Source organism: Luteibacter sp. P1_D3 (assembly GCF_056406135.1).
Window position 1 is genome coordinate 150,883 of the sequence record NZ_JBFUAT010000001.1, and the last position, 26,705, is coordinate 177,587.

The following is a 26,705-nucleotide window of genomic DNA, read 5'->3' on the forward strand; positions in this document are numbered from 1 at the left end:
TCCCTACCTTCAGGCTAGCAACCCCAGGCCGTCAATCAAGCGCCTGACGACGAGCGGTAGGCTAAATCCGACAAACGGGACGGTCTGTGGCGCAGCGCACATTCCCTGTCGGGCCGGGCTTGCGCAGCGGCCGGGACGGTCTCATGCTTCAGCCGCCGCCAGCTTTTCCAAGGGGAAATCCATGCGTTCCATCCGCGCACTTCTGATTGCAGCCTGCCTGATCGCGCCCGTCGCCTCGGCGTCCGCAGGAACACTTCCTGGCATGACACTGGGTGAAGCCGGCCATGCCGATGTCATCGGCCAGTTCGTCTGCGGCTTGCCCGGTTCGACGATCGATGGCTTCCGGGCCAAGGTCAATGTGCTGGTAAGCGGTGGCACGAGCAGCTCCGATTATGTAACGGGTCAACAGAGCGCACGCGACCTCATCCAGAAGCTTCGCAACAACAACGACGACCTCACCGAACTGTCGGCGAGCAGCTGCCGGGAAGTGGTCATCATCGTGAATAACGTGATGGACGCCAGACCGCCGCAGTAATCTTCGTCACAACGCGGCCACCACCGACACCACACCGTAGCCTCGGGATAACAAAGCGGTCACGACCGCGCGGCGACAATGCACGGGTCACGAAGGAGTGTTCCGTGCTCGCGCAATATGTCTTTACCTCGACCGACGGTCTTTTCCGCATCGTCCATCACGGCCACCGCTGGCGCGCCTTGTGCGGCGACAGCGAAGTGGGTCGTTTCGATTCCCCGGAAACGGCTGTGGCCAGCTTGCGTGAAACTCACGCCAGTTCGCGGCTGCCCCGTCGCCTGAGCGACTGGCGCTTCCTGCCCCCCGCCGCCCTCGGCCATCTGGCCCCGCCCAGCGCCGCCGCTCTCGCCCGACTCGCTGCCGCCTGACGCCGGCTGGGGATCGGGTCGATCAGACGCGATCGAGGAGCTTGTCCACACTCGCCTTTGCCTGCTCGAGTAACTGGTCGAGATGAGCGCAGTCCTGCAAGTGGTTGCCCGCATCGCGCGGCCCGACGGTCAGTACCTCGACGTCATGCCGCAGTAACGTATAGCCGCTCGCGCTGCAGAGGATGTCGTAGCCCCTGTAGTGCTGAACTGGTGTGTGCATGGCTGTTCCCGTGGGTCAAAGCGCCATGGACCGCCAGTGGCCATGATCGTCTTCCACCCTTAGTTCGACCGATACACCTTCTCCGCTACGCGCCCGCGCCTGGCGCAGCGCATAGCTCAAGGCGTCTTTCTCGTGGCGAAACCGCAGCGGCTTGTCGGAGTCGACGCGCACGGCCCACTCCGCCCCGGTCTCGGGGGGCTGGACGACGTAGATGCGCACGTAACGCTCGCTCATGGTGATGTCCGCGCAGGGCTCCGCCCTATGTCGCACCCCGAACATGAAGATCGCGTATGTGTCGAGCGGCATCCGGCGCCCGGCGGCCTCAGGGATGACGTAACCATTCCCGCGCGAGCATCGCGAAAATGACATCGTCGACCCACTCGCCCCGGAAGAAATAGCTCTCGACGTGATGGGCTTCTTGCCGAAAACCCAGTGACCGCAGCAGGGCCATGCTGGACACGTTACGCGGGTCCACCGAGCCCACCGCCCGGCGGTACGCCCATTCGCCAAAGGCCAGGTCGAGCAGGGCCGCCATGGCCTCACGGGCGAAACCCTGACCCTGCCGCTTTGGCCGCAGGGAGAGCCCGAATTCGATCGGCTCATCGGTGCTGGCGGGAAAATGCACGCCGACATCGCCAAGCAGCTCCCCGGTCGCCTTGTCGCGAATGGCCAGCTGGCACCAGCTGTCCGCCGTGCCGAACGCGAGTCGCGCCTGATCCGCGATGAAGGCCTCGGCCGCCGTCGCATCTGCAGGCTTCCAGCCCTGGTAGCGGGCGACGGCATCATCGCCGCGGTAGGCAAAAAGAGCTGGTGCGTCGGCCTCGACGAGGCGATCCAGCTGCAGGCGCGCGGTGACGATGGCGATGTCCTGTGTACCGTCCACGATGGGTTCCTCACGGGTTTTCAGCGGACGGTAGCATTTCTTTACGCAGGCATTACCCGAAAAGCGCCCGAACGGCGCAGCGTTTTTACGCATGGCGATTCGATACTGCACTCCCGACCTGTTGGAGCAGCGAACGATGTCGATCGTCGTGATCACCGGCCCGCGTCACGACGCGGTACACGCCAATCTGGCGGATGACGCGATGTGGCGACTGTGGGAACGTGCACAAGCCGCCGGCATCGACCTGCTGTGGCGGCCTTGCCAGGATTTCGTCGAGCTGACCGGCTACCTCGACCGCTCTACCGGTGACCACGCGGAGCTCGTGCTGCTCGATGTCGACGCCAATGACGTGCCACCGGAAGACATCGCCCCGCTGCGCGACGCCCTCGCCCACCTGCGCGTGCCCTATATCGAGATTCATGACGGCAGCGATGAAGCGGATGCGTCGGCGCTCGTGCCTGGCCATCCCTCGCTGGTCAGCGTGGTGGTACCGGGCAATGCAGGCGCGGGTTACAACATGGCGTTGTCCATCGGACTGCGCTACCTCGCCGAGGACGCGCGACTCGCCGCGTGATCCACGCCGGATCTCAGGCACAAAAAAACCCGCACCGGCGGGTTTTTTTGTGCCTCCGGGACCGCTCGACGGCAGTCCGGGAAGAATGGTGGTGCCGAAAATAGGAATCGAACCTACGACCTCATCATTACGAATGACGCGCTCTACCAACTGAGCTATTTCGGCGAGAACGGGGATTTTAGGGAAGCTTGGTGCGGGGCGCAAGCCTAACCTGCGAGGCGGAGCTCTTTAGGCAGGGCAAACGTGATGTTTTCGGCCTCGCCATCGAGTTCGCGGACGGTACCGGCACCCCACGACTGCAAGCGCGCGATGACCTCCTGGACCAGCTTTTCCGGTGCCGAGGCGCCGGCGGTCACGCCGATGCGCGTCTTGCCGTCCAGCCAGCTGCGCTCGATATGCTCGGCGCCGTCGATCAGGAACGAGGTGACGCCCTGCTTCTCCGCCAGCTCCTTGAGCCGGTTCGAGTTCGAACTGTTCACCGAACCGACGACCAGAACGAGATCCACCGCATCCGCCAGGCGCCGCACGGCATCCTGGCGATTCTGCGTGGCGTAGCAGATGTCGTCCTTGCGTGGACCTTCGATGGCGGCGAACTTCGCGCGCAGCGCACCGATGATGGCGATCGTGTCATCGACCGACAATGTTGTCTGGGTGACGAAGGCCAGCTTCTGCGGCTGCGATGGCGTCAGCGACGCCACGTCTTCCACCGATTCGACCAGGTAGATGTTGCCGCTGTTGGCGGGGTTCCACTGCCCCATCGTGCCTTCGACTTCCGGATGGCCGGCATGACCGATCAGGACGACGTCGTGGCCGGCACGCCCGAGGCGCGCGACTTCCATATGCACCTTGGTCACCAGCGGGCACGTGGCATCGAACACGTTAAGCCGACGACGGTCGGCTTCCTCACGCACGGCCTTGGGCACGCCGTGGGCGCTGAAAATCACCGTGGAGCCATCCGGCACTTCGTCCAGCTCCTCGACGAACACGGCGCCATCGGCACGCAGGCGCTCGACGACGAAGCGGTTGTGCACGACTTCATGACGCACGTAGATCGGCGCACCGTAAGACTCGAGCGCGCGCTCCACGATGGCGATCGCGCGATCGACACCGGCGCAGAAACCGCGGGGATTGGCGAGCAGGATGTCCAAGGGGGACCTCGAATGAGCGGTGGCGCCTGGGACGCCGGGACGTTCGAATTATCGCATGGCTGCCGGACGGGCGCGTTTGACGGGGATCGCCGATGAATCGGCTCCTACCGAGCGGTCCGAGAGCGCCTCACCGGCGTTGGCAGGAGCCGGTTCATCGGCGAACCGCGCCCAGCGCGGCCCGGATTCCCCACCTCAGCCCGAAGCCGGCTTCTCATGCCCCGTGAACAGGCTGAACAAAATCATCGAAACCGCACCCACGCTGATCGCCGAGTCCGCCACATTGAACACCGGGAACGGGTAGCTGCCCAGGAACACCTGGATGAAGTCCGTCACCTTGGCCGCATGCAGCCGGTCGATAACGTTACCCAGGGCCCCACCCACGATCAGGGCCAGCGGAGCCGCCGTGCGCCAGTCGGCACGCGGAGTGCGCGACAGCCAGACGCTCAGCGTGGCGCTGATCACCGCCGCCAGCACCACGAAGAACCAGCGCTGCCAGCCCGCGCTATCGGCGAGAAAGCTGAACGCCGCACCCGTGTTGAAGGTGAGCGTCCAGTTGAGGATCCCCGGAATCACCGGATGCGGGGTCTCCGCCGGCTGCAGCGCGGTCAAGGCCCACCACTTGGTGAGCTGGTCGAGGCCGATCATGGCGGCGGCAAGCCAGAGCCAGGAAAGCGCGTTGGGTTTAGGGCGTTCGGTCATTCAGACAGGCCATGTCGAAGCGGAGCGGCCGCGCCGCCGTGTGGCGGCGCGGGTGGATCGGGTCGGGACCGGTTCCTCAGAACCAGCGGCGATCTTCGCCCTGCCCTGTTACGTTCTCGACGCAACGCCCGCAGATCTCGGGGTGTTCCGGATCCACGCCGACATCCGGGCGATGGTGCCAGCAACGGATGCACTTCACCGCCTCGCTCACATCCGCCGAAACGTAAATCTCGGCACCGTCGAGCTCCACGCGTTCGGCGGAGGCCGGACGGCCCTCCAGTGGCGCGAGGGTGACGTCCGAGGTGATGAAGAAGAAGCGCAGCTCGCTGGCGGATTCGGCCAGCGCCGCCTGCGTGGCGGTGTCGGCGTGAATCGTCAGCGTCGCGTCGAGCGAGGCGCCGATCTGCCCACCCTTGCGCATGCCTTCGAGCACCTGCGAGGCGGATGCACGAATGGCCAGCAGGGTCGACCACCAGCCACGCGCATCACCGTCTTCGCGCACGTCGAGGCCGTCGTACCAGGTCTCGAACAGCACGGATTCGCTGCGCGAACCGGGCATGCTCGCCCAGATTTCCTCGGCGGTGAAAGTGACGATCGGTGCCAGCCAGCGGACCATCGCTTCGAGAATGCGGTACATCGCACTCTGCGCACTGCGACGACCACGGCTGTCGGTCGGCATCGTGTACAGGCGGTCCTTGGTGATGTCGAGGTACAGCGCACCCAGTTCGTTCGTGCAGAAGTTCTGCACGCGCTGGACGATTTCCGGGAAGTCATAGCGCTCGTACGCGGCGACGATCGCCGTCTGCGTGTCGGCGGCCTGCTGCACGGCCCAACGATCCAGGTCGAGGCAGCCCGCCGTCGGCAGCAGGTGCTTGTCCGGATCGAAGCCGTCGAGGTTGCCGAGCAGGAAGCGCGCCGTGTTGCGCACGCGCCGATACGTATCCGCCACGCGCTTGAGGATCTCGTCCGACAGCGACATTTCGTTGCGGTAATCGGTCGAGCAGATCCACAGGCGCAGAATGTCCGCGCCGAGGGTCTTCATGATGTCCTGCGGCTCGATGCCGTTGCCCATGGACTTGGACATCTTGCGGCCCTGCGCGTCCACGGTGAAACCGTGGGTGAGCACATGGTCGTAAGGTGCACGGCCGTTGATCGCCGCCGAGGTGAGCAACGACGACTGGAACCAGCCGCGATGCTGATCGGAGCCCTCCAGGTACATCACCTTGTATTCGCTGGCGTCACCCGCCTGCAGCTCCGGACGCGCACCGACCACGGCGAAGTGGCTGACACCCGAATCGAACCACACGTCGAGAACGTCGGTGACCTTCTCGTACTTGTCGACGTCGTCGCCAAGCAGCTCGCGCGCATCCAGCGAGAACCAGACATCGATGCCTTCGCGGGCGACACGCTGCGCCACTTTCTCCAGCAGCTCGACGCTGTCCGGATGCGGCTCATGCGTGTTCTTGTCAACGAACAGAGCGATCGGCACGCCCCACGTACGCTGGCGCGAGATGCACCAGTCGGGACGACCGTCGACCATGCCGGCGATACGCTCTTCACCCCAACCCGGGACCCAGCGCACGGACTTGATCGAGCTAAGCGCGGTGCGGCGCAGATCCGCCTGTTCCATGCCGATGAACCACTGCGGCGTGGCACGGAAGATCACCGGCGTCTTGTGGCGCCAGCAATGCGGATAGCTGTGCGTCAGTTTGGCGAAAGCCAGCAACACACCGCGATCGCGAAGCAGGTCGACGATGGCGTCGTTCGCCTTCCAGATATGCATGCCGGCGAAGGACACGTCGCCCGCGAGCGGCAGGTCGCTGCGGTACACGCCGCGGCCATCCACGTAGTTGAGCGTGCCGATGCCGTAGTGCTGGCTGACCACGAAGTCTTCCGCACCGTGGTCGGGCGAGGTGTGCACCGCGCCGGTACCGTCTTCGTCGGACACATGCTCGCCCAGGATGACCGGGACCTGCTTGTCGTAAAACGGATGACGCAGCGGCTGGTTCTCGAGCACCGCGCCCTGCACGCGACCGAGTACGTTCACGGTATCGACGCCGTAGCGCGCAAGGGCCTTCTCCGCCAGCACCGAGGCGACGACGAGGAGCAGCGGCTTGCCGTTGCGTGACGGACCTTCGACGAGCGAGTACTCGATCTCGCCACCGAGCGACACGGCCTGGCTGGACGGCAGCGTCCACGGCGTGGTCGTCCAGATCGGCACGGCGATCACGGCGTCGCCAGCGGCGATACCGAACAGCGCACCGAAGGACACCGGATCCGCCGCGTCATAGGCGACATCGACAGCCGGCGAGGTCTTGTCGGCGTACTCGATCTCGGCCTCGGCCAATGCCGAACCGCAGTCGAAGCACCAGTAGACCGGCTTCGCGCCACGCACGACATGGCCGTTCTCCACGATGCGCGCGAGCGCGCGGATCATGTCGGCTTCGTAAGTGAAATCGAGCGTGCGATACGGCTTTTCCCAGTCGCCCAGGACGCCGAGGCGCTTGAAGTCGACGCGCTGCAGGTCGATCTGCGCCATCGCGTATTCGCGGCACTTCTGCCGGAAGGCAGCGGCGTCGAGCTTGTCGCCCGCCTTGCCGAACTTCTTCTCGATCGCGATTTCGATGGGCAGGCCATGGCAGTCCCAGCCCGGCACGTAAGGCGCGCGATAGCCCGCCATCAGCTTCGACTTGACGACGACATCCTTGAGCACCTTGTTCACGGCATGCCCGAGGTGAATCGCACCGTTCGCATACGGCGGGCCGTCGTGCAGCACGAACACCTTGTCGCGGTCGGCCGCCTTTTCCTGGATCTGCGCGTAGCGATTCACGCGCTCCCAGTTGGCCAGCCAGCCGGGCTCGCGCTTGGGCAAGTCGCCGCGCATCGGGAACGCCGTCTGCGGCAGGTTGATGGTGTTCTTGTAATCCTGGGTCATCGCTGTCAACCGTGGGTTTCTGAGGCAAGGATGGGGTTCATCCCAAGCGCTTGCCGGGCGGCGATCTCGTCCTGGCGCATCTGCGCGGTCAGGGCGTCGAGGCCGTCGAATTTCTCTTCGTCACGCAGTTTCCGTACGAACTCCACGCCGATGCGCTGGCCGTAGAGATCGCCGGAGAAGTCGAACAGGTGCGCCTCGAGCAGGGGCTCACGCACCTCGTTCACCGTCGGCCGGAAACCGAGGCTCGCTACACCGGGCCAGCTGCAGGGGCCGTCGCCGACGCCGATGCGTACGGCGAAAATCCCCTGCACGGGACTGACCCGTTCACTGAGATGGATATTCGCGGTCGGATATCCAAGGGTCCGGCCCAGCTGCTGCCCGTGCTCGACGTGTCCGTCGATCACGAACGGGCGCCCGAGCAAGCGGGCGGCCTCGGCGAAACGGCTCTCGCCGAGCAAGGTCCGTACTTTGGACGACGACACACGCTCGCCGTCGACGATCACCGGCGGTACGGCGTGGGCCGTGAAACCGAGCTCCGCACCCATGCTCTGCAGCAGCGCAAAATCGCCGCCCCGGCGGTGGCCGAAGCGAAAATCCTCGCCGACCCAGACTTCCCGGGCCGCCAACCGCCCGACGATCACGCGGCGGATAAAGTCCTCCGCGGACATGGCGGTCAGCGCCTCGTCGAAACGCAGCGAGAGCAACTCGCGAATCCCGGCCGCGCCCATGCCTTCGGCCTTCTCACGGACGCCGGACAGGCGCGGTACCGGCTCCTTCGAGAAATAAGCGCGCGGCAAGGGCTCGAACGTGATGACGGCAGGTACGAGGCCCCGCGCTTCGGCACGGCGACGCACCTCGTCGAGGATGGTCTGGTGGCCGAGGTGCAGGCCATCGAAAGCACCGATCGCGACGATGCTGCCCTCGGGTGCCAGGCAGGGTCCATCGACGTCGCGATGAAGTCGCAGCGTCATGCGTAGGCGTCCTGGAAGCGATGCGGAATAAAAGCCATCGGGTCAGTATAGCGGCCCCATTGCGCCGCACAATGCGACGCGCCGGGGCCTCGTCGTCGGCTCAACGGGTGCGCAGGTCGCGCGGGCGGAAGCCCATCGCGAACAAGGCCACGACGTAGGCACCGCCACCGGCAACGACCAGCGCAGCGAGGCGCCCGACCCGCTCCCACTTCTCCACGTCGGTCCACTCCGGCCAAAGGGCCAGGCCGGCCAGGAGCACGGCGATCATCGCCGCGCAGGCCACACCCAGGCGAAGCAGGTGACGTGCCCAGCCGGGCTGGCGCTCGTACACGCCGGCCTTGCCCAGCCAGCGCCACAGCAGGGCCAGGTTGAGGTAACTCGCCAGCGCACTGGCCATGCCCAGGGCCATGTGCAGGCCCGGAATGACGGAAATCGCGGCGAACCAGGAACCGGCTTTCTGCGCCGGCGTGGCCCAGAGGTAGAACAGCAGGGCGAGAAAGGCGACGTTGAACACCATGTTGGCGACCAGCGAGGCAACGCCCGCGCGCACCGGTGTCCGGGTGTCCTTGCGGGCGTAGAACGCCGGCAGCACCACCTTGACCAGGGCGAAGGCCGGCAAGCCGAAGCTCAGCGCGGAAATCGACAACGAGGCCATGCGTGTATCGAAGGCGGTGAAGCGCCCGTGCTGGAAGATTGTCGCTACCAGCGGGACGGACAGGATCATCAGGGCAAACATCGCCGGCACCGCGATCAGCAAGGTCGTACGCAGGCCCCAATCCAGGGCCCGTGAGAACGCTTCCTTGTCCGCACCCACGTGGTGACGCGACAGCGAAGGCAGGATCACCGTGCCCAGGGCGACACCGAACACACCCAGCGGCAGCTCAAGGAAACGATCGGCCTGGGACAGCCAGCTCTGCGAGCCGGCTACCAGCAGCGAGGCGATCACCGTGTCCAGCAGGAGGTTGATCTGCGCCACGGAGGAGCCGAACAAGGTCGGCACCATCAGCCGCATGATCCGGCGTACATCCGGCGAGCTCCAGCCCCAGCGCGGCACGGCGAGCAGGTCGAGGCGGCGCAGCGTCGGCAACTGGAACGCCAGCTGCAGGATGCCGGCGAGCAGGATCGCCCAGCCCATGGCCATGATCGGCGTGTGCAATCGCGGCGCCAGCCAGAGCGCGCCAGCAATCATGCACAGGTTGAGGATCACCGGCGTCAGCGCCGGCAGCCCGAACTTGTGGAAACTGTTGAGCGCCCCGCCACACAAGGCCGTCAGCGAGACGAACAGCAGGAAAGGGAACGTCAGGCGCAGCAGGTTGACGGTGAGCTCGAATTTGTCGGGCGACTCGACCGCGCCGGGCGAGAACAACGCCGTCACCTGGGGCGCGAAGAGGACACCCAGGGCCACCACCACCAGCAGCACCCCGCCGAGCGTTCCCGCCGTGCGCGACATGAGCTGCTTCAGGTCGTCGTGCGGTCGGGTTTCCTTGACCTCGGTGAACACCGGCACGAAGGCCGTCGAGAACGAGCCCTCGGCGAACAGGCGGCGCATGAAGTTCGGAATGCGGAACGCCACCCAGAACGCATCGGTGGCCGCATTGGCGCCGAACGAGGCATTGATCGCCATGTCGCGGACCAGGCCGAGGACACGGGAGACCATGGTCATGCCACTGAAAGACAGCACGCCGCGAAGAAGGCTGGGGGTTTTCATCCGTGTCCGGGTGACTGCAAACCCCTAGTTTGACAGCGGCGGGCAGGCGGAGGACAGTCTGTGGTCTGGTATTTACCGGGCACGGAGCCCGGCCCGCCCTCCAGGCCCGCCCGTGCGGGCTCTAAGCTATTGACGCGACCCGTCTTTGGCCTCAAAATGGGCGTCTTTCTTAAAACCAACAGAACTCTGGAGCTTCACCTTGGCCAACATCAAGTCCGCGAAGAAGCGTGCGCGTCAGTCGGAGCAGCGCCGTCTGCGCAACGTCAGCGCGCGCTCCATGGTGCGTTCCGCACTGAAGAAGGTCGTCAAGGCGATCGACGCCAAGGATAAGGCTGGCGCAGCCACGGCTTATGCCGTCGCCGTGCCGGTGATGGACCGCTACGCTGCACGCGGCCTCATCCACAAGAACAAGGCTGCCCGTCACAAGAGCCGCCTGAACGCGAAGATCCGCGACCTGGCGTAATTGCCTGCGCGACATCGCAGTTCGCAAAAAAGCCGGCGCAAGCCGGCTTTTTTGTTGCGTGGATTCCGGTGGCTTGACCCGGTAAGGATGACCTGGCTCGGTAGGAGCCGATTCATCGGCGATCCCCTCCGTCGAGGAGGCCAACGCAAGCAACCTTGGAGGAGCGCTGCTGCGCAGCGCGGTAATTTACTATTCGCCGATGAATCGGCTCCTACATTTACCTATTCGCGCATGCGCACGTCGTCGGCCAGTTCCTTGTTCTCGCGCTGCTTTTCGCGCTCTTCGTCGAAGAACTGCTGCACCTTGAGGCAGACGTCCCAGGTACCGATTTCGCCAGCGGCGGAGACGAGGAACCAGGGACCCTTCCACTCCAGACGAGCGACGATATCGTCAGCCACGCGCTTAAGCTCGTCCTCGTCGGAGAAGACGTCGGACTTGTTGATCACCAGCCAGCGCGGACGCTCGACCAACTCGGCATCGAACTCCGCCAGCTCTTTCTCGATGGTACGGACCTGCTCGACCGGATCCGAGCCGTCGATCGGCTGGATGTCGACCACGTGCAGCAACAGGCTGGTGCGCGAGACATGGCGAAGGAACTGGATACCCAGGCCCGCGCCCTCGGCCGCACCCTCGATGATCCCGGGGATATCCGCGATCACGAAGCTCTGGTCGTAGCCGATGCGCACGACACCCAGGTTCGGGTGCAGCGTCGTGAACGGGTAATCCGCCACGCGCGGCGTCGCCGCCGACACGGCGCGAATGAACGTGCTCTTGCCCGCATTGGGGAAGCCCAACAGGCCGACATCCGCGAGCAGGCGCATCTCGAGCTTGATGTCGCGGACTTCGCCCGGCGTACCCGGCGTGAACTTGCGCGGCGCGCGGTTCACCGAGCTCTTGAAATGGATATTGCCGAGACCGCCGCGACCGCCCTGCGCCACCTTGAGGCGCTGGCCGTGCGCCGTGAGATCGCCGATCACCTCGTCGGTGTCGACGTTGATCACGATGGTGCCGACCGGCACGCGGACTTCGGAATCTTCGCCGCCCTTGCCGTACATCTGGCTGCCCATGCCGCCCTGCCCGCGCTCAGCCTTGAAGGCGCGCATATGGCGGAAGTCGACGAGCGTATTGAGCCCTTCGTCGGCGACGAGCCAGACCGAACCACCGTTGCCGCCGTCGCCGCCATCGGGACCGCCGAACGGAATGAATTTTTCTCGACGGAAGCTGACGCAGCCGTTGCCGCCGGTACCGGCCGTGACCCTGATCTGTGCTTCGTCGACGAATTTCATGGGAAAGGAACCTGGGTGAAGAAGTGATACTGCTTTACAAACGAAAAGCCCCGCCGTGGGCGGGGCCTTCGTCATCGCGTCGAAACAGGCTTACGCCGTGACGACGTCGACAAACTTGCGACCCTTGTCGCCACGGACCTTGAAGGCAACCGTGCCGTCGATCAGGGCGAACAGGGTGTGGTCGCGGCCGAGGCCGACGCCCACGCCAGCATGGAACTTGGTACCACGCTGACGAACGATGATGTTGCCGGCTTCAACAGCCTGGCCGCCATAGATCTTCACACCGAGATACTTCGGGTTCGAATCGCGACCGTTGCGGCTGGAACCTACGCCTTTTTTATGTGCCATGACTCATATCCTCCGCAGATCAGGCGTTGATGCCAGTGATCTGGATTTCGGTGTAATGCTGACGATGTCCCTGCGTACGCTTGTAGTGCTTACGACGACGGAACTTGACGATGCGGATCTTATCCGCGCGACCGTGGGCGCGAACCGTCGCGCTGACGGTGGCACCGGCGACCAGAGGGGCACCAATGGTGACCGACTCGCCTTCGCCTACCAGGAGGACCTGGTCGAACTGGACGGTGGAATCGACTTCGGCGGTGAGCAGTTCGACGCGCAGGATTTCGCCTGCCATCACACGATACTGCTTGCCACCGGTCTTGATGACTGCGTAGCTCATGGTTGTTTCCTGTTGCTGATTATGTAGTTCTTTTTAGGGTCGTACGGGTGTTGCGAACTGCGAATTATAGCCAAGGGGAAAAGGCAAGGTCAATCAGATGGTTAAGGCGAGGCGGGCGGGATGGGCGCCGGTCGAGCCAAAAGCCCTTAAAACCTTTCGTAACAACGACATATGCCAAACCCCTGTAGGAGCCGCTTCAGCGGCGAACCCTCAGGGGCGGGTTCGGCGAGGGAGGCCTGGCGCCTCGTGCATGCCGGCTGTTCAGGCCTCAGAGCCAACCGCCCGCTCCGTGAGATCGGACAGCCGGCCTGTGCCAGCGCAAAGCCTCATTCGCCAAGGGAGCGCCTGAGGGTTCGCGGACAAGTCCGCTCCTACCCCATACCCTGTTGGCGGCAGTGTACCGCCGCCTTGCAGGTGCGCTATTTCTTTTTAGAGGGCGTCGGCGCAGCCGGCGCCGGGGTTGCGGGCGTAGCGGGCTTCGCGGCGGTGCCGCTGGCCGGGCACTGGCCCTGCGGATTCAGGGTGCCCTGGCTCTGCAGCTGGGAAATCATCTGCTGGCCGCGCTCCTGGCCCCAGGCCTTGCCGATCTGCATGCCCTCGGCCATGGTCGCCGGCATCTGGGTGATCACCTTCTGGCCGAGCGGCGAGCGGTAGAACTTGAGCAGGCCGTCGATATCCTCGGCGGTGAAATGCTTCTGGTAGACCGGCACCATGCGGCCGATCAGCTGGTTGGTCGCATTGGCGTCGACAAAGCCCTGCCAGTAGCTGGCCGGCACGCAGGGCAGCGCGTTCTGCATCACACCGGCCATCTGGCTGTTCATCTGACTGAGCATACGGCCCATGCCCACAGCGTCCATCAACTGGCGCACCTGCTGCTCGCTGGGCTGCGCCGCAAGCGCCTGACCCGTACAACCCGCCAGCACGAGGCCGACGGCGATCCCTGTCCACTTACGCATGTGTCACGTTCCTCTTTGGGATGGATGGCACACCCCTCCCCGGGGTAGCGGCCATGGTAGCCGCGTCCGGCGCGGACGGGTACGCCTTGACGGCCAGCTACCGATCCCGCAAATCACCTGTGCTGAACCGTCATAAGTCGAGGCGGAATGAAGGCGGAAAACCCTTGGTATAGTCGGGGGCTTCCCCCACATTGTCGGCACATGGACAGCATTCGCATCCGCGGCGCCCGCACGCACAATCTCAAGAATATCGACCTCGACCTGCCCCGCGATCGCCTGATCGTGATCACGGGGCTGTCCGGATCCGGTAAATCCTCGCTGGCTTTCGACACGATCTATGCCGAAGGCCAGCGTCGCTATGTCGAGTCATTGTCCGCCTACGCGCGGCAATTCCTCTCGATCATGGAAAAGCCGGACGTGGACACGATCGAAGGCCTCTCGCCGGCCATCTCGATCGAGCAGAAGTCGACTTCCCACAACCCCCGCTCCACCGTCGGTACGATCACCGAGGTGTACGACTACCTGCGCCTGCTCTACGCGCGAGTCGGCACACCCCGCTGCCCGACCCACGGCATCGCGCTAGAGGCTCAGACCGTCAGCCAGATGGTCGACACCGCGATGACACTCGATGCCGACAAGCGCTGGATGCTTCTCGCGCCGGTGATCCGCGAGCGCAAGGGCGAGCACGTGCAGGTCTTCGACCAGCTGCGCGCCCAGGGCTTTGTCCGTGCCCGTGTGGACGGCGAGGTCTACGATCTCGACGCCGTGCCGCCGCTCACGCTGCGCCAGAAGCACACGATCGAGGCCGTGATCGACCGCTTCCGCCCGCGTGACGACATCAAGCAGCGCCTGGCGGAATCCTTCGAGACCGCCCTCCGCCTCGGTGAAGGCATTGTCGTCCTGGTCGACATGGACGATGCGAAGGCGCCTGAGCAGCTGTTCTCCTCGCGCTTCTCCTGCCCGATGTGCGACTACTCGCTGCCGGAGCTCGAGCCGCGCCTGTTCTCGTTCAATTCCCCGGTCGGCGCCTGCCCGACCTGCGACGGCCTGGGCGTGACCCAGGTTTTCGATCCCTCGCGCGTGGTCGGCCATCCCGAACTCAGCCTTGCCGGCGGCGCCATTCGTGGCTGGGACCGCCGCAATGCGCATTATTTCCAGCTGATCATCTCGCTGGCCAAGTATTACGGCTTCGACCCGGAAACCCCGTGGCGCGAGCTGGCCAAGCCGATGCAGAACGCCGTTCTCAACGGTTCGGGCAAGGACGTCATCCCCTTCCGCTACATCACCGATCGTGGCGGCAAGGTCACCCGCGAGCACAAGTTCGAGGGCATCCTGCCCAACCTCGAGCGTCGCTACCGCGAGACCGAGTCCGCTGCCGTGCGTGAGGAACTCTCGCGCTACATCGCGGACCACCCCTGCCCGGACTGCGGCGGCCAGCGCCTGAACCCGTCGGCACGTAACGTCTTCGTCGCCGACCGTGCGATTCCGGAGCTGACCTCGCTCGCCATCGACAACGCGCTCGGCTTCTTCGAAAACCTCAAGCTGCCCGGCTGGCGCGGTGAGATCGCCGTCAAGATCGTCAAGGAAATCCGCGAACGGCTGACCTTCCTCAACGATGTCGGCCTCAACTACCTCACGCTCGATCGCCAGGCAGATTCGCTGTCCGGCGGCGAAGCGCAGCGCATCCGCCTGGCCAGCCAGATCGGTGCCGGCCTCGTGGGCGTGATGTACGTGCTGGACGAGCCGTCCATCGGCCTACACCAGCGCGACAACGAACGCCTGCTCGGCACCCTCACCCGTCTGCGCGACCTGGGCAATACGGTGATCGTGGTCGAGCACGACGAGGATGCGATCCGCGCGGCGGACCACATCCTCGACATCGGCCCCGGTGCCGGCGTCCACGGCGGTGAAATTGTCGGCGAAGGTTCGCTGGAAGACATCCTCGCGTCGCCGCGTTCGGTGACCGCGAAGTACCTGACCGGCGAGCGCGGCATCCGCGTGCCGAAGAAGCGTCGGCAGCCGCGCGACGACAAATGGATCGAACTCAAGGGCGCGACGGGTAACAACCTCAAGGATGTCGACGTCCGCATTCCGGTCGGCACCTTTACTTGCGTCACCGGCGTGTCCGGCTCCGGCAAATCCACCCTGATCAACGACACGTTCTATCGCCTCGCTGCGATGGAACTCAACGGTGCGGGCGAACAGCCGGCACCGTATGAGTCGATCGAAGGCCTCGAGCTGTTCGACAAGGTGGTCGACATCGACCAATCGCCGATCGGCCGCACGCCACGCTCCAATCCGGCCACGTATACCGGCCTGTTCACGCCACTGCGTGAGCTTTACGCGCAGGTGCCGGAGTCGCGCCAGCGCGGCTATTCGGCCGGCCGTTTCAGCTTCAACGTACGTGGCGGTCGCTGCGAGGCCTGCGAAGGCGACGGCATGATCAAGGTGGAGATGCACTTCCTCCCGGACGTGTACGTACCCTGCGATGTCTGCCACGGCAAGCGCTACAACCGCGAAACGCTCGAAGTCCTCTACAAGGGCCACACCATCGCCGACGTGCTCGACATGACGGTGGAAGACGCGTTCAAGCTGTTCGAGCCGGTGCCGGTAATCGCGCGCAAGCTGGAAACGCTTCGCGCCGTGGGCCTGGATTACATCAAGCTCGGCCAGAGCGCGACTACCCTGTCCGGTGGTGAAGCGCAGCGCGTGAAGCTGTCGAAAGAGCTGTCCAAGCGTGACACGGGCAGCACGCTCTACATTCTCGATGAGCCGACGACGGGCCTGCATTTCCACGACATCGAACAGCTGCTCGATGTGCTGCACAAGCTGGTCGAACACGGTAATACCGTGGTTGTCATCGAGCACAACCTCGATGTGATCAAGACGGCCGACTGGTTGATCGATCTCGGCCCCGAGGGCGGGTCCGGCGGCGGACGTATCCTGGTCAGCGGCACACCGGAAACGGTGGCGGCGACGAAGGAATCACACACGGGTCGCTTCCTGAAGTCGCATCTGACACCCGTCGCCACGCCTGCGGCGAAGCACGTGACCAAGACGGTAGCGAAAGCGGCGACGAAGCCCGCCGCCAAGCAGGCTGTCGTCAAGCAGGTTTCGGCCAAGTCGGCGACCACGAAGGCATCTGCAAAAACCGCGGCGTCGGCCACGAAGGCCGCGCCCGTCAAATCCACCGCGAAGGCGGCTACGGCCGCAAAGAAGAAACGAACCGCATGAGCACCGACGCTTCGAACACGCCTCTTCCGCTGTTCATCACGCCGATGGACGTCCGTTGGCAGGACATGGACGCCTATAACCATGTCAACAACGCCAACTACCTGGTCTACCTGCAGGAGGCCCGCCTGAAGTGGCTGCAGGCGCTACCCGGCGACTGGTACAGCGACGAAGGCGCACCCGTGATGGCGCACAGCGAGATCAACTATCGCCTGCCGATCGAATGGCCCGCCGATATTCAGATCGAACTCTTCGCCAACCGCATGGGCAACAGCTCGATGACCGTCGGTCACCGCATCGTCGACTCCAACGACGCGACGAAGATCCATGCCGACGGCAGCGTCACCATGGTCTGGATCAACACGAAGACCGGCCGGCCCGTGCCGCTGCCGCAGGTCATTCGCGACGCGGTCGCCGACKCACAGAACGGCTGAGGTTTTTCTTGTAGGCCCCAGGCCGTTGTTGTAGGAGCCGATTCATCGGCGATCCCGCGGCAGCGGGCAGGTTATCGCGAGCACCCAATCGCCGATTCACCGGCTCCTACACCGTTCACGTCTCCCCGGTATGATCCCGCAGGATCATCACGGAGAGAGCCTCTATGTCGCGTCGTTTACTCGTTCTCGCGATCGCCGGTGCCATTGCGCTGCCGGCCTTCGCCGCTACCGACGAGCGCACCGCGCTCACCCTCTACCGCGCCGAGGGGGATCAGCTTTTCGCCACCAATGGCGAGGCAGTGTCGGGTGACGGCTACGCGGTGGTTCACGAGCGCCGCCACTTCGACCTGAAGGGTGGTGCCCAGGACCTCTCCATCGACGGCCTTCCCTCCGCCCTGGACAGCGAAGCGCTATCCCTGCGCTTTCCCGGCAAGGGCACGCGTGTCGTCTCCCAGCGCCTCCTGCTAGGCCAGGGCTTCGACGGCGCTGTGGCCGGGCTGGTCGGCCATAACGTGACCGCCATCGGCAGCACGGGCCAGCCGATCGCCAGCGGCACCCTGGTCCGTGGTGGCGACACCCTGGTGATTCGCGAAGCCAGTGGCCAGGCGAGCCTGATCAAGAGCTACAGCGCCCTTCGCGCTGCCGACGCCACCGACTTCGCCCGCGGCTCCACGCTGCAGGTGCGAGTCGCCGGCGGCAGCGCGGGCAGCACGACCGCCCAGCTCGACTATCCGACCTCCGGCCTCGGCTGGCGTGGCGCCTACGTGGCGACCGTCGCGCCGGGGGCCACGTGCAAGATGAACTTCGATGCGTCGGCCAGCATCGCCAACCGCAGTGGGCGGGACTGGAAGGATGTCTCCCTCAAACTGGTCGCCGGCGACGCGCAGCGCGCCAAGGCGCCGCCGCAGCCCAAGGTGTTCATGGCCCGGGCCGCCCCGGCGGCGATGGCGATGGATGCCGCCTCCATGGAGCCGCGCCAGGCCACCCTGGGTGACCTGCGTACGTACACCCTGCCCGCCGCTGTGGACCTGCCCGACGGCAGCGTGACGCAAACGCCGCTTTACGACAGCCGCACGCTCGATTGCGAGCGCGAGGCGCTCTACGACACCAACCTGCGTTACTACGGCAACGCGCCGCGTCTGGAGCGCGACATCGGCATGCCGCCGTCGACCCAGATCGTCTCGAACCTGCGTTTCAAGGCTTTCGATGCGCTGCCATCGGGCTACGTGCGCGTGCTCACCACCGATCGTGACGGCAACGCGGAACTGCTCGGCGAAGGCCGTCTCGACGACACCCCGAAGAACAAGGACGCGACGATTTCGCTCGGCAACGCCTTCGACCTCACCGCAACGCGCGAACAGACATCGTTCAGCGCGGACGCCGCCTCGCATCGCATGGATGAAGGCACCCGCCTGACCCTGAGCAATGCGGGCGATACAAAGCGAACGATCACGGTGCGTGAGCATCCGAGCCGCTGGCGCGCCTGGACGGTCACGTCGTCCTCGGTGAAGCCCACGAAGTCGACGCCCGACCTGCTCGAGTTCCAGGTGGAGGTACCGGCCAACGGCTCGGTCAATCTCGATTACGCCCTGCGCTACACCTGGGCAGACGCCGACCTGCCACACCAGTAAAGCGTCATAATTGGCCCCACATCACCGACGGAAACGCGCCCATGCTCGACATCCTTCCGCACGACGGCGGCATCCATGAAATCCGCATGGCACGCGCGCCGGTCAACGCCTTCGACATCCACCTCGTGCGTGCGCTGCGCGAAGCCATCGTCGAAGCACCGTCCAACGGCGCGCGCGGCATCGTTCTCTCCGGTGCCCAGGGCATGTTTTCGGCGGGCGTGGACGTACCGGCACTGATCCAGCGCGATCGCGCCGGCGTGCAGGAGTTCTGGAACGAATTCTTCGCCCTCTGCGGAGCGATCGCCGCATCGAGCATTCCCACCGTCGCCGCCGTGACCGGCCACAGCCCCGCGGGCGGCGCCGTGGTGTCGTTGTTCTGCGACTACCGGATCATGGCGCACGGTCCGTACAAGATCGGCCTCAACGAGGTACAGGTCGGCCTGTCGGTGCCCGAGCCGATCCAGTTCGCCATGCGCCGCATCGTCGGCAATTACCGCGCTGAACGCCTTCTCGTCGCCGGCGCCATGGTCGATGCCGAGCAGGCCCACGCCATCGGCCTGGTCGACGAACTGGCGACCGTCGAACAGGTCGTCCAGCGCGCCGTGATCTGGATGACCGATATCCTGAAGCTGCCGCCGAACGCGATGCTGCGTACGCGGGCCATCGCGCGCGCCGATCTGGTCGCCGTCTGGGGCGATACGACCCACTTGCTCGACCCTGGCTTCATCGATGATTTCTTTGCGGATGAAACGCAGGGTGTGTTGAGGGCGTTGGTTGCGCGGCTGAAGTCGAAATCCTGAGGTCGGAAAGGATCGCTTTGCGATCCATCGCCGATGAATCGGCTCCTACACAAGCCCGCCCTTTGTAGGAGCCGATTCATCGGCGATGCTTTTACAGTTACAGAAACCCTCGAATACCAGCCACACCCTGCGCCGCATGCAACCGCGCCTCCATCCCATCACCTGGCCCCAGCCCACCCAAGGCATACACCGGCAACGAAGCCCCCTCGGCGAGCTGCGCGAAGCGCGGCCAGCCGAGCGGCTCCGCACCCGGATGGCTGGCCGTGACCTGCACCGGCGACAGGGTCGCGAAGTCGCAACCCAATGCGGAGGCCCGCGCGAGTTCGTCCGCGTCATGACATGACGCGGCGACGACCTGTGACAACGGCAACGGCCGAGCGTCGAGCTGATTCAGTTGCGACGCCGCCAGATGCACGCCGACGCCTTCACCGAAGGCATGCGCACCTTCGATATCGCGATTCAGCAGCAAGGTGGCGCCGAGCGCGCGTAGCTCCGGCAACACCTGCGCGACGACGCCGTGGACCACCTCTGTCGGCAAGCCGGGCACGCGCAGCTGGAGCAGCCGCTCGCCACGCGCCAGCGCGCTGGTCAGCAAAGCCAGGGCCGCGTCGGCCGTTACATCAGGCGGCGTGATCGGGTAATGCGACGGCAACCGCGTGGCCGCCAGGATCGGGCGGTCGGCCGGAGCGAGCAAGGCAGGGTCGATATCGCGGGGATCGGCCCAACGAATCTCGGCCGCATCCAGTGCTTTTGCCTCACCGGCCCATGCGCGCACCAGGATCGCCTCCAGCAGCATTGCCCGCTCGCCGTAAGTCCACGGAATGCGCACGAGCGCCTCGAACGAGAGCGGGTCGACGGCAATCCCGAGCTCCTCGTCCAGCTCGCGCTCGAGCGCCATCGGCGGCGTTTCACCCGCCTCGAGCTTACCGCCGGGGAACTCCCACATCCCTGCCAGGTGCTTGCCCGGCGGCCGCTGCGCGATGAGGATCCGTCCGGCGCCGTCGACGAGGACGCCGGCAACGACATGCATCAGACGTTCCGGACGTATTCGACCATGTCGAACGAGTGGGCGTGGTCCTTGTCGGCCTTGTGATGCACGCGCGAGACCTCGGCCCATTCCTTGAAGTCGATGCCGGGGAAAAACACGTCGGCGCCATCGACCGCGGCATAGACCCAGGTCAGGTACAGCGTGCGCGCGTACGGCAGCGCCTCGCGGAACACCTCACCACCGCCGATGACCATCAGGCCCGCGTGGTTGCAGCTGGCCTGTGCTTCGGCCACCGAACGCACGGTAATCTGACCCGGAAACGGGGCCTCGCCCTTGCGCGAAAGCACATAGTTCACCCGGTCCGGGAGCGCCTTGCCGATCGACTCGGCGGTCTTGCGCCCCATCAGCACGGACTTATCCATGGTCAGGCGCTTGAAGTGACGCAGGTCTTCGGGGAGGTGCCAGGGCAGGCCTCCCTGCTTGCCGATGGCAAAATTCTCGTCGAGCGCGGCAACCAGGTGAACGGACATGTAGCTTCCTTCGGATGAGAGGTGGAGCGGGCGCACACGGCGGCCCTTGCGGACCGCATAGTAGTCCTCCGCGTGTGATGAAGAAACTAACGCCGGCGTTCCCGCGGGCGGCCCACGTCCGCCTGTCCGCCGTCGATCTGTCCGCGGACAGGCCCCTTAGGCCGGGCGTCGCCCCGTGGCGCGGCCGAAGCCATGGCACAGCCCTTGCTACCCTGCCCTGAAGGACACACCACAGGGATCGCCAACGATGTTCGGTTACTACGTGCAACTCGGGCTTCGCAGCCTCAGGCGCAACCCGGTGCTCACGCTGTTGATGGTGCTGGTGATCGGGGTGGGCGTCGCCGCCTCGATGACGAGCTATGCGGTATTCCGCGCGACATCGGGCAACCCCATACCTGAAAAATCCTCGCAACTGTTCATCGCGCAGATCGACAACTACGGTCCTGACTCCACCGACAATGGCGAACCGCTGAACTGGTTGACCTGGCGTGATGCCACAGCGCTGGCCGCCGCGCATCGGGCAAAACGCCAGACCCCGATGTATCCCATCGGGGTATCCGTCGTCCCCGATCAGCCGAACACGATGGCCTCGCCGGCACGCGGTTACGCCGTCCAGGCCGACATGTTTCCCATGTTCGACGTGCCGTTTATCTACGGCGGCCCCTGGTCGGCAGCCGACGATGCCGGGCAGGCGCGCGTCGTCGTAATCGCCAAGAGCCTCAACGATCGCGTGTTCGGTGGGGTCGACAGCGTGGGTCGCGACCTCGATCTCGACGGCCACTCCTTCCGCGTCGTCGGCGTCACCGACTACTGGGATGCACGGCCGCGCTTCTTCGACCTGGATTCGAAGCACGGGTTCGGCGATCTAGGCGAGGTCTACATGCCGTTCACGCGGGCTATCACCGACGGTCTGGAACCGGCCGGGGGCAACGTCTGCAACCGCCCTTCGAAACCGGGCTGGGATAACTTCGTCCATTCCGAATGCCTGTTCGTCAGCTTCTGGGCGGAGCTGCCCGATGCCGCCAGCGCCACGGCCTATCGGCAGTTCCTGCACGACTACGCCGCCGAACAAACGCGCAGCGGCCGCTTCACCTGGCCGCCAAACGTGCGACTGCGTGACGTCATGGAATGGCTGAACGTCCGTCACGTCGTCCCCGCCGAGGCACGCATGGGTCTGTTGGTATCCGCGGCCTTCCTCGTCATTTGCCTGGTGAACGTCATCGGCCTGCTCCTGGCGAAATTCATGCGCCGCGCCCCGGAAATCGGCATACGCCGTGCACTGGGCGCATCGCGCGGCGCCATCTACACGCAATTCCTGCTCGAGGCCGCCTCGGTAGGACTGGCCGGCGGCGCCCTCGGGGTCATCTTCACCGCCCTGGGGACCCTGTGCATCGGCGCCGTCTTCGACCCCGCCATCGCCGACCTGGTGCACATGAGCCTGCCCCTGCTTGGCCTGACGATCCTGGTTGCCCTGGCGAGCACCCTGGTCGCCGCCTTCTATCCCACCTGGCGCGCCTCACGAGTGCAGCCGGCATGGCAACTCAAAGCCAGCTGATCCGGAGTCCGATATGCCGCCTTTCCGCCCTATCCTCGCCGCGCTGCGCTATCACAAGGCCGGCGCCATCCTCATCGCCCTGCAGGTCGCCTTGACCCTTGCCGTCATCTGCAACGCGATCTTCGTCATCGAGCAACGCTTGCAGCGCCTGTCACGCGACACGGGCATCGCCGAGAGCGAGCTGATGGTCGTCAACAACAAGTGGGTCGCACCGGCGGCGGAACTTCCCGCGCGACAGGCGGCGGACGTGGCGATGCTGCGCGCCTTGCCCGGCGTGGCGGACGCGTACGCGACCAACGCGTATCCGCTCATCGGCGGCGCCTGGCAAAGCGGCGTGCGACTGGATCCGACCAGCAAGCACTTCGTCAGCGAAAGTGCGTCGATCTACTTCGTCGACGACCATGCACTGAACACCCTTGGTGTAAAAATCGCCGAAGGGCGGAATTTCCGCTCCGACGACATCGGCGCCCTTGTGCCCAACGGCAGCCCCGACGCACCGTCCATCATCATCACGCGTGCGCTGGCCAAGCGCGCTTTCCCCGACGGCCAGGCACTGGGCAAGGCGTTCTACATCGGCAACAGCGACTCTCGTCCGAGCACGATCGTCGGTATCGTCGAGCACGTGCAAACCCCGCAAACCGATAGCAACGACGATATCTACTGGGAGGATTCGATCTTCGTGCCGATGCATCTCACCGGCAGTGGCGCGTTCTTCGTCGTTCGTGCGCAGCCGGGGCAGCTCAATGCGCTCCTGCGCTCCGTGCCGGAGGCGCTCAAGACATTGAGCACACGGCGTGTGATTCCACAGCCACACGGCGTCATGCCCTTCAGTCAGGTGCGCGACATCGCCTACCGCAGCGATCGCGGCCTGGCCTGGATGCTCGCCGGCATCTGCGTCACCCTGCTCGTGGTCACCGCCGCCGGGATCGTGGGACTGACCAGTTTCTGGGTAGGCCAACGTCGTCGGCAGATCGGCATCCGTCGTGCGCTGGGCGCTACGCGTCGCGACATCCTCGTGTATTTCCTCACCGAGAACGGACTCATCAGCCTGGCCGGTACGCTCGCCGGCGTCGTGCTGGCATTCGGCGTCAACGCGTGGATGATGCGCGCCTTCGAGACGTCACGGCTTTCGCTGCTCTATGTCGGCACGGGGGCTGTGATCCTGCTGCTGCTCGGCCAGCTGGCCGTGCTCTCACCGGCACGGCGCGCGTCACGCGTTCCTCCGGTCGAGGCGACGCGGACGATCTGAGCCGACGGATCACAACCTGTCCGATTTATGCAGTGGCACGACTGCAGATCGCGACGAGGGTATCGCGCAGCCAGCGATGACCGGGGTCGGCGTCAAGGCGAGGATGCCAGATGGCGGACACGTTGATTCCCGGCGTTCTTACCGGGAGTTCGAAGTGCTCGACGCCTGCGTTGTTTCCATGGCTGCTCCATAGCGTGCTGCCCAGGCTCGAATGCGGGACAAGTCCCAGAAGGTCCGAGTGTCGTGCGATCTGAACAGCGTTGGCGTAAGTGAGCACCACCATGGCGATGGTTCTCTGCAGACCCAGTGCTTCCAGCGCATCGTCCACCGGACCGGCGTACTGCCGCTTCCGCGAGACCACCACGTGCTGGAAGCGGGCGTAATGCTTCGCGCTCATGCTTGTCAGGAAAGGATGCCCGGACCGACAAACACCGACAAACCGGTCGCGAAACAGCAGCCGGGTCTTCAGTTCCGGTGCCGAGGTTCCGAGCACGCCCACCTCGAGGTCGATGCTGCCTTCCCGGAGCGGAGCCGCATCCTTATCCGGCTTGGGTACGAAGCGGATACGGACATTGGGAGCGGCACGTGCCAGCTCCGCAAGCAGCGGCGCGCCGACCAGCTCGACGAAGCCATCGTTCGCGCGAATCGTGAATGTCCGATTTAGCGCGACAACGTCCAGGGTACGATTCGCCGGTCGGAGCACCGCCTTGACGCCCTGGGCGAGTTCATGGACCTGCTCGCTGAGCTGCTCGGCATACGGCGTCGGAACGAGCTTTCGACCTGCCAGCACCAGCAACGGATCGCCCGTGGCCATTCGCAACCGGGAAAGGGTCCTGCTCATGGCCGAGGGACTGAGACCGAGTCGGCGCGCCGCCTTGGTCACGCTGCATTCGGCGAGCAGAACATCCAGGGCCGTCAGAAGATTCAAGTCTACGTCTTGCATATCAGGCGCCCTTCGCTCAGATCGTTGACTTCGGTGCAATCAACTATTGCATACCGTGCGTCTGGTGCAACCAACTGTTCGCGAAGAGAATCGGCGGCACTCGTCTCAAGGGCTCAGCCATGAAACTGATCGGTATCGAAGAACACTTTCTGACCTCCGGCATTCGCGACGCCTGGACGGCCCGCGGCCTCGACGCAAGCGATCCCAGCGTAGCGTTTCATTCGGGCGCCATCGAAGGACGCCTGCTCGATCTAGCGCACGATCGACTTGCGCTCATGGACGAGACCGGCATGGATATGCAGGTCTTGTCACTGACGACTCCCGCACTCCACGACCTCGGAGCGGAGAGCGTCGATCTGGCTCGACGTACGAACGACGCGCTGGCTGAGGCCGTTGCAAGCCACCCCACGCGTTTCCAGGCCATGGCGACCTTGCCCGTGTCGATGCCGGACGAAGCAGCCATCGAACTGGAGCGCTGCGTCAAGACGCTCGGCTTCAAAGGCACGGTACTGTGCGGAAAAGTGGGGCAGCGCCATCTGGACGATCCCGCCCTTTTGCCTGTGCTGCAAAGCGCCCACGCCTTGGGCGTGCCGATCTTGATCCACCCTCGCGTGCCCGACACCGCCGTGAGAGCTGCCTACTATTCGGGCTTCGCACCCGCGGTCGACGCGGCCTTCGCCACGTACGGACTGGGCTGGCATTACGACGCAGGCATCCAGTTTCTTCGTCTCGTACTCGCCGGCACGTTCGATCGCATGCCCGGACTTCAGATGATTCTCGGGCATTGGGGCGAGGTGGTGCTGTTCTACGCCGAACGTCTCGCCGCCATGGACAGAGTGTCCGGGCTCGCCCAGCCGATGGCCAGCTATCTGCGAAAGAACCTCTACGTCACTGCCAGCGGGATGTATCTGCCGCATTACCTCGAGCGTGCCGCCGCCGTTGTCGGCACCGACCGCCTGCTGTTCTCGAGTGACTTTCCCTATCAGTATCGACCGGGCCACGACGCAAGACGCTTTTTGGAAAATTGTGGACTCAGCGAACACGACAAGGCTGGATTCGCCCATGCCAACTGGACGCGGCTGACGGGCGAGCTCTAGCCTGGTCCTCCGATCCCGCGCGGCCTACACCGCCACAGGTGCCTTGATCGCCGGATACGGGTCGTAATCCACGATGGCGACATCCTCGAAGCGGAAATCGAAGACCGACGTCACGTCCGGATTGAGCGACAGGCGCGGCAACGGACGCGGCTCGCGCAGCAATTGCTTGTCGGCCTGCTCGATGTGGTTCGAATACAGGTGTGCATCGCCCAGCGTGTGCACGAAGTCGCCCACTTCCAGCCCGGTCACCTGGGCGATCATGTGCGTGAGCAAGGCATAGCTGGCGATGTTGAACGGGATGCCGAGGAAGATATCGCCCGAGCGCTGATAGAGCTGGCAGGATAGCTTGCCGTTGGCCACGTAGAACTGGAACATCGTGTGGCACGGCATCAGGGCCATTTTCGGCAGCTCGCCCACGTTCCACGCCGAAACGATCAGGCGACGCGAATCGGGATTGCGCTTGATCTCGTCCACCACCCAGGCGATCTGGTCGACCACCTTGCCGTCCGCCGTCGGCCACGCACGCCACTGGCGTCCGTAGACAGGGCCGAGGTCGCCATTGGCGTCGGCCCACTCGTCCCAGATGCTGACCCCGTTTTCCTTCAGGTAGGCGACATTCGTGTCGCCCTGGAGAAACCAGATCAGCTCATGGACGATGGACCGCAGATGCAGCTTCTTGGTCGTGACCAGCGGAAAGCCTTTGGCCAGGTCGTAACGCATCTGCCAGCCGAAGACACTGCGCGTGCCCGTGCCGGTGCGGTCCGATTTCTCGGTGCCGTGGTCGCGCACATGGCGCAGGAGTTCGAGATAGGGCTGCATGGC

General features: G+C 64.8%; 27 protein-coding genes and 1 tRNA gene. 11 read left to right on the plus strand and 17 right to left on the minus strand.

What is annotated here, in order from left to right; translation table 11 throughout:
* The first annotated feature begins 181 nt into the window (after nucleotides 1-181).
* Both AC1DYM_RS00705 and AC1DYM_RS00710 read left to right on the plus strand, forming a co-directional pair.
* Entirely contained in the window at nucleotides 182-535 is a 354-nt protein-coding gene (locus AC1DYM_RS00705) for a hypothetical protein (RefSeq protein ID WP_477334998.1), read from the plus strand.
* Between the two features lie 104 nt (nucleotides 536-639).
* On the plus strand, nucleotides 640-900 hold the full coding sequence (locus AC1DYM_RS00710) for a hypothetical protein (protein WP_477335000.1): 261 nt from the start codon (nucleotides 640-642) through the stop codon (nucleotides 898-900).
* A 22-nt stretch (nucleotides 901-922) separates the two neighbouring features.
* Here the strand turns inward: AC1DYM_RS00710 and AC1DYM_RS00715 are convergent, their stop codons facing one another.
* The 3 genes from AC1DYM_RS00715 to AC1DYM_RS00725 form a co-directional block, all read right to left on the minus strand.
* Nucleotides 923-1,120, minus strand: a complete 198-nt coding sequence (locus AC1DYM_RS00715; RefSeq protein WP_477335002.1) for a hypothetical protein — start codon at nucleotides 1,118-1,120, stop codon at nucleotides 923-925.
* A 15-nt stretch (nucleotides 1,121-1,135) separates the two neighbouring features.
* Nucleotides 1,136-1,354: a DUF2188 domain-containing protein gene (locus tag AC1DYM_RS00720; RefSeq protein ID WP_046969375.1), complete on the minus strand. Its 219-nt coding sequence runs from the start codon at nucleotides 1,352-1,354 to the stop codon at nucleotides 1,136-1,138.
* 88 nt (nucleotides 1,355-1,442) lie between these two features.
* Nucleotides 1,443-2,096, minus strand: coding sequence for a GNAT family N-acetyltransferase (locus AC1DYM_RS00725; RefSeq protein WP_477335004.1), 654 nt, complete (start codon nucleotides 2,094-2,096; stop codon nucleotides 1,443-1,445).
* 43 nt (nucleotides 2,097-2,139) lie between these two features.
* Between AC1DYM_RS00725 and AC1DYM_RS00730 the strand changes: the two genes are divergently transcribed.
* A complete protein-coding gene (locus tag AC1DYM_RS00730; RefSeq protein WP_046969374.1) occupies nucleotides 2,140-2,577 on the plus strand; it encodes a hypothetical protein in 438 nt (145 codons plus the stop codon).
* A gap of 89 nt (nucleotides 2,578-2,666) precedes the next feature.
* Here the strand turns inward: AC1DYM_RS00730 and AC1DYM_RS00735 are convergent.
* The 6 genes from AC1DYM_RS00735 to murJ all read right to left on the minus strand — a co-directional run bounded on the left by AC1DYM_RS00735 (nucleotide 2,667) and on the right by murJ (nucleotide 10,038).
* Nucleotides 2,667-2,742 (minus strand) — tRNA-Thr (locus AC1DYM_RS00735).
* Nucleotides 2,743-2,783: 41 nt separating this feature from the next.
* Nucleotides 2,784-3,725, minus strand: coding sequence for a 4-hydroxy-3-methylbut-2-enyl diphosphate reductase (gene ispH / locus AC1DYM_RS00740; protein WP_477335006.1), 942 nt, complete (start codon nucleotides 3,723-3,725; stop codon nucleotides 2,784-2,786).
* A 192-nt stretch (nucleotides 3,726-3,917) separates the two neighbouring features.
* Nucleotides 3,918-4,424, minus strand: a complete 507-nt coding sequence (gene lspA / locus AC1DYM_RS00745; RefSeq protein ID WP_477335008.1) for a signal peptidase II — start codon at nucleotides 4,422-4,424, stop codon at nucleotides 3,918-3,920.
* Between the two features lie 76 nt (nucleotides 4,425-4,500).
* On the minus strand, nucleotides 4,501-7,359 hold the full coding sequence (gene ileS / locus AC1DYM_RS00750) for an isoleucine--tRNA ligase (RefSeq protein WP_477335010.1): 2,859 nt from the start codon (nucleotides 7,357-7,359) through the stop codon (nucleotides 4,501-4,503).
* A 5-nt stretch (nucleotides 7,360-7,364) separates the two neighbouring features.
* A complete protein-coding gene (locus AC1DYM_RS00755) occupies nucleotides 7,365-8,330 on the minus strand; it encodes a bifunctional riboflavin kinase/FAD synthetase (protein ID WP_477335012.1) in 966 nt (321 codons plus the stop codon).
* A 100-nt stretch (nucleotides 8,331-8,430) separates the two neighbouring features.
* Complete coding sequence (murJ, locus tag AC1DYM_RS00760; RefSeq protein WP_477335014.1) at nucleotides 8,431-10,038, minus strand: murein biosynthesis integral membrane protein MurJ; 1,608 nt, start codon at nucleotides 10,036-10,038, stop codon at nucleotides 8,431-8,433.
* 199 nt (nucleotides 10,039-10,237) lie between these two features.
* On the opposite strand from murJ, the gene rpsT reads away from it, so the two are divergent.
* Nucleotides 10,238-10,501, plus strand: a complete 264-nt coding sequence (gene rpsT, locus AC1DYM_RS00765; protein WP_063571080.1) for a 30S ribosomal protein S20 — start codon at nucleotides 10,238-10,240, stop codon at nucleotides 10,499-10,501.
* Nucleotides 10,502-10,722: 221 nt separating this feature from the next.
* Here rpsT and cgtA read toward each other — a convergent pair whose 3' ends face one another.
* The 4 genes from cgtA to AC1DYM_RS00785 form a co-directional block, all read right to left on the minus strand.
* Complete coding sequence (cgtA, locus tag AC1DYM_RS00770; protein ID WP_477335016.1) at nucleotides 10,723-11,787, minus strand: Obg family GTPase CgtA; 1,065 nt, start codon at nucleotides 11,785-11,787, stop codon at nucleotides 10,723-10,725.
* Nucleotides 11,788-11,877: 90 nt separating this feature from the next.
* On the minus strand, nucleotides 11,878-12,135 hold the full coding sequence (gene rpmA / locus AC1DYM_RS00775) for a 50S ribosomal protein L27 (RefSeq protein ID WP_071924845.1): 258 nt from the start codon (nucleotides 12,133-12,135) through the stop codon (nucleotides 11,878-11,880).
* A 19-nt stretch (nucleotides 12,136-12,154) separates the two neighbouring features.
* Nucleotides 12,155-12,469: a 50S ribosomal protein L21 gene (gene rplU, locus AC1DYM_RS00780; protein ID WP_071924846.1), complete on the minus strand. Its 315-nt coding sequence runs from the start codon at nucleotides 12,467-12,469 to the stop codon at nucleotides 12,155-12,157.
* 419 nt (nucleotides 12,470-12,888) lie between these two features.
* A complete protein-coding gene (locus AC1DYM_RS00785; protein WP_477335018.1) occupies nucleotides 12,889-13,425 on the minus strand; it encodes a DUF2059 domain-containing protein in 537 nt (178 codons plus the stop codon).
* Nucleotides 13,426-13,626: 201 nt separating this feature from the next.
* On the opposite strand from AC1DYM_RS00785, the gene uvrA reads away from it, so the two are divergent.
* From uvrA to AC1DYM_RS00805, 4 genes are all read left to right on the plus strand, one after another.
* The gene (gene uvrA, locus AC1DYM_RS00790) at nucleotides 13,627-16,659 is read left to right on the plus strand and encodes an excinuclease ABC subunit UvrA (RefSeq protein ID WP_477335020.1); all 3,033 of its coding nucleotides are present in this window, start codon (nucleotides 13,627-13,629) and stop codon (nucleotides 16,657-16,659) included.
* Nucleotides 16,656-17,090 (plus strand): acyl-CoA thioesterase, encoded by a 435-nt coding sequence (locus AC1DYM_RS00795; protein WP_477335022.1) that lies wholly within the window; start codon nucleotides 16,656-16,658, stop codon nucleotides 17,088-17,090. Before uvrA ends, AC1DYM_RS00795 begins: the two co-directional genes overlap by 4 nt.
* Nucleotides 17,091-17,254: 164 nt before the next feature.
* Entirely contained in the window at nucleotides 17,255-18,721 is a 1,467-nt protein-coding gene (locus tag AC1DYM_RS00800; protein ID WP_477335024.1) for a DUF4139 domain-containing protein, read from the plus strand.
* A gap of 41 nt (nucleotides 18,722-18,762) precedes the next feature.
* Nucleotides 18,763-19,521 (plus strand): enoyl-CoA hydratase/isomerase family protein, encoded by a 759-nt coding sequence (locus AC1DYM_RS00805; protein WP_477335026.1) that lies wholly within the window; start codon nucleotides 18,763-18,765, stop codon nucleotides 19,519-19,521.
* A 97-nt stretch (nucleotides 19,522-19,618) separates the two neighbouring features.
* On the opposite strand, the gene AC1DYM_RS00810 is transcribed toward AC1DYM_RS00805, so the two are convergent.
* Nucleotides 19,619-20,551: a Nudix family hydrolase gene (locus tag AC1DYM_RS00810; RefSeq protein WP_477335028.1), complete on the minus strand. Its 933-nt coding sequence runs from the start codon at nucleotides 20,549-20,551 to the stop codon at nucleotides 19,619-19,621.
* Nucleotides 20,551-21,039 (minus strand): dihydrofolate reductase, encoded by a 489-nt coding sequence (locus AC1DYM_RS00815; RefSeq protein WP_477335030.1) that lies wholly within the window; start codon nucleotides 21,037-21,039, stop codon nucleotides 20,551-20,553. Before AC1DYM_RS00815 ends, AC1DYM_RS00810 begins: the two co-directional genes overlap by 1 nt.
* A 247-nt stretch (nucleotides 21,040-21,286) precedes the next feature.
* On the opposite strand from AC1DYM_RS00815, the gene AC1DYM_RS00820 reads away from it, so the two are divergent.
* Both AC1DYM_RS00820 and AC1DYM_RS00825 read left to right on the plus strand, forming a co-directional pair.
* The gene (locus tag AC1DYM_RS00820) at nucleotides 21,287-22,594 is read left to right on the plus strand and encodes an ABC transporter permease (RefSeq protein WP_477335032.1); all 1,308 of its coding nucleotides are present in this window, start codon (nucleotides 21,287-21,289) and stop codon (nucleotides 22,592-22,594) included.
* Between the two features lie 13 nt (nucleotides 22,595-22,607).
* The gene (locus AC1DYM_RS00825; RefSeq protein ID WP_477335034.1) at nucleotides 22,608-23,843 is read left to right on the plus strand and encodes an ABC transporter permease; all 1,236 of its coding nucleotides are present in this window, start codon (nucleotides 22,608-22,610) and stop codon (nucleotides 23,841-23,843) included.
* A gap of 25 nt (nucleotides 23,844-23,868) precedes the next feature.
* Here the strand turns inward: AC1DYM_RS00825 and AC1DYM_RS00830 are convergent, their stop codons facing one another.
* Nucleotides 23,869-24,771: a LysR family transcriptional regulator gene (locus AC1DYM_RS00830; RefSeq protein ID WP_477335036.1), complete on the minus strand. Its 903-nt coding sequence runs from the start codon at nucleotides 24,769-24,771 to the stop codon at nucleotides 23,869-23,871.
* Between the two features lie 134 nt (nucleotides 24,772-24,905).
* On the opposite strand from AC1DYM_RS00830, the gene AC1DYM_RS00835 reads away from it, so the two are divergent.
* The gene (locus AC1DYM_RS00835) at nucleotides 24,906-25,883 is read left to right on the plus strand and encodes an amidohydrolase family protein (RefSeq protein ID WP_477335038.1); all 978 of its coding nucleotides are present in this window, start codon (nucleotides 24,906-24,908) and stop codon (nucleotides 25,881-25,883) included.
* A gap of 24 nt (nucleotides 25,884-25,907) precedes the next feature.
* Here the strand turns inward: AC1DYM_RS00835 and AC1DYM_RS00840 are convergent, their stop codons facing one another.
* Nucleotides 25,908-26,702 (minus strand): thymidylate synthase, encoded by a 795-nt coding sequence (locus AC1DYM_RS00840; RefSeq protein WP_477335040.1) that lies wholly within the window; start codon nucleotides 26,700-26,702, stop codon nucleotides 25,908-25,910.
* Nucleotides 26,703-26,705 lie beyond the last annotated feature (3 nt).

Excerpts from the sequence above, each read along its gene's own strand:
- rplU (WP_071924846.1), bottom strand. The coding sequence starts at position 12,469 with ATGAGCTACGCAGTCATCAAGACCGGTGGCAAGCAGTATCGTGTGATG.
- AC1DYM_RS00805 (WP_477335026.1), top strand. The coding sequence starts at position 18,763 with ATGCTCGACATCCTTCCGCACGACGGCGGCATCCATGAAATCCGCATG.
- AC1DYM_RS00835 (WP_477335038.1), top strand. The coding sequence starts at position 24,906 with ATGAAACTGATCGGTATCGAAGAACACTTTCTGACCTCCGGCATTCGC.
- AC1DYM_RS00840 (WP_477335040.1), bottom strand. The coding sequence starts at position 26,702 with ATGCAGCCCTATCTCGAACTCCTGCGCCATGTGCGCGACCACGGCACC.
- lspA (WP_477335008.1), bottom strand. The coding sequence starts at position 4,424 with ATGACCGAACGCCCTAAACCCAACGCGCTTTCCTGGCTCTGGCTTGCC.
- AC1DYM_RS00800 (WP_477335024.1), top strand. The coding sequence starts at position 17,255 with ATGTCGCGTCGTTTACTCGTTCTCGCGATCGCCGGTGCCATTGCGCTG.
- AC1DYM_RS00785 (WP_477335018.1), bottom strand. The coding sequence starts at position 13,425 with ATGCGTAAGTGGACAGGGATCGCCGTCGGCCTCGTGCTGGCGGGTTGT.
- rpmA (WP_071924845.1), bottom strand. The coding sequence starts at position 12,135 with ATGGCACATAAAAAAGGCGTAGGTTCCAGCCGCAACGGTCGCGATTCG.
- AC1DYM_RS00815 (WP_477335030.1), bottom strand. The coding sequence starts at position 21,039 with ATGTCCGTTCACCTGGTTGCCGCGCTCGACGAGAATTTTGCCATCGGC.
- ileS (WP_477335010.1), bottom strand. The coding sequence starts at position 7,359 with ATGACCCAGGATTACAAGAACACCATCAACCTGCCGCAGACGGCGTTC.
- AC1DYM_RS00755 (WP_477335012.1), bottom strand. The coding sequence starts at position 8,330 with ATGACGCTGCGACTTCATCGCGACGTCGATGGACCCTGCCTGGCACCC.
- murJ (WP_477335014.1), bottom strand. The coding sequence starts at position 10,038 with ATGAAAACCCCCAGCCTTCTTCGCGGCGTGCTGTCTTTCAGTGGCATG.
- AC1DYM_RS00705 (WP_477334998.1), top strand. The coding sequence starts at position 182 with ATGCGTTCCATCCGCGCACTTCTGATTGCAGCCTGCCTGATCGCGCCC.
- uvrA (WP_477335020.1), top strand. The coding sequence starts at position 13,627 with ATGGACAGCATTCGCATCCGCGGCGCCCGCACGCACAATCTCAAGAAT.
- AC1DYM_RS00825 (WP_477335034.1), top strand. The coding sequence starts at position 22,608 with ATGCCGCCTTTCCGCCCTATCCTCGCCGCGCTGCGCTATCACAAGGCC.
- AC1DYM_RS00730 (WP_046969374.1), top strand. The coding sequence starts at position 2,140 with ATGTCGATCGTCGTGATCACCGGCCCGCGTCACGACGCGGTACACGCC.
- AC1DYM_RS00820 (WP_477335032.1), top strand. The coding sequence starts at position 21,287 with ATGTTCGGTTACTACGTGCAACTCGGGCTTCGCAGCCTCAGGCGCAAC.
- cgtA (WP_477335016.1), bottom strand. The coding sequence starts at position 11,787 with ATGAAATTCGTCGACGAAGCACAGATCAGGGTCACGGCCGGTACCGGC.
- AC1DYM_RS00810 (WP_477335028.1), bottom strand. The coding sequence starts at position 20,551 with ATGCATGTCGTTGCCGGCGTCCTCGTCGACGGCGCCGGACGGATCCTC.
- AC1DYM_RS00715 (WP_477335002.1), bottom strand. The coding sequence starts at position 1,120 with ATGCACACACCAGTTCAGCACTACAGGGGCTACGACATCCTCTGCAGC.
- AC1DYM_RS00720 (WP_046969375.1), bottom strand. The coding sequence starts at position 1,354 with ATGAGCGAGCGTTACGTGCGCATCTACGTCGTCCAGCCCCCCGAGACC.
- AC1DYM_RS00725 (WP_477335004.1), bottom strand. The coding sequence starts at position 2,096 with ATGCGTAAAAACGCTGCGCCGTTCGGGCGCTTTTCGGGTAATGCCTGC.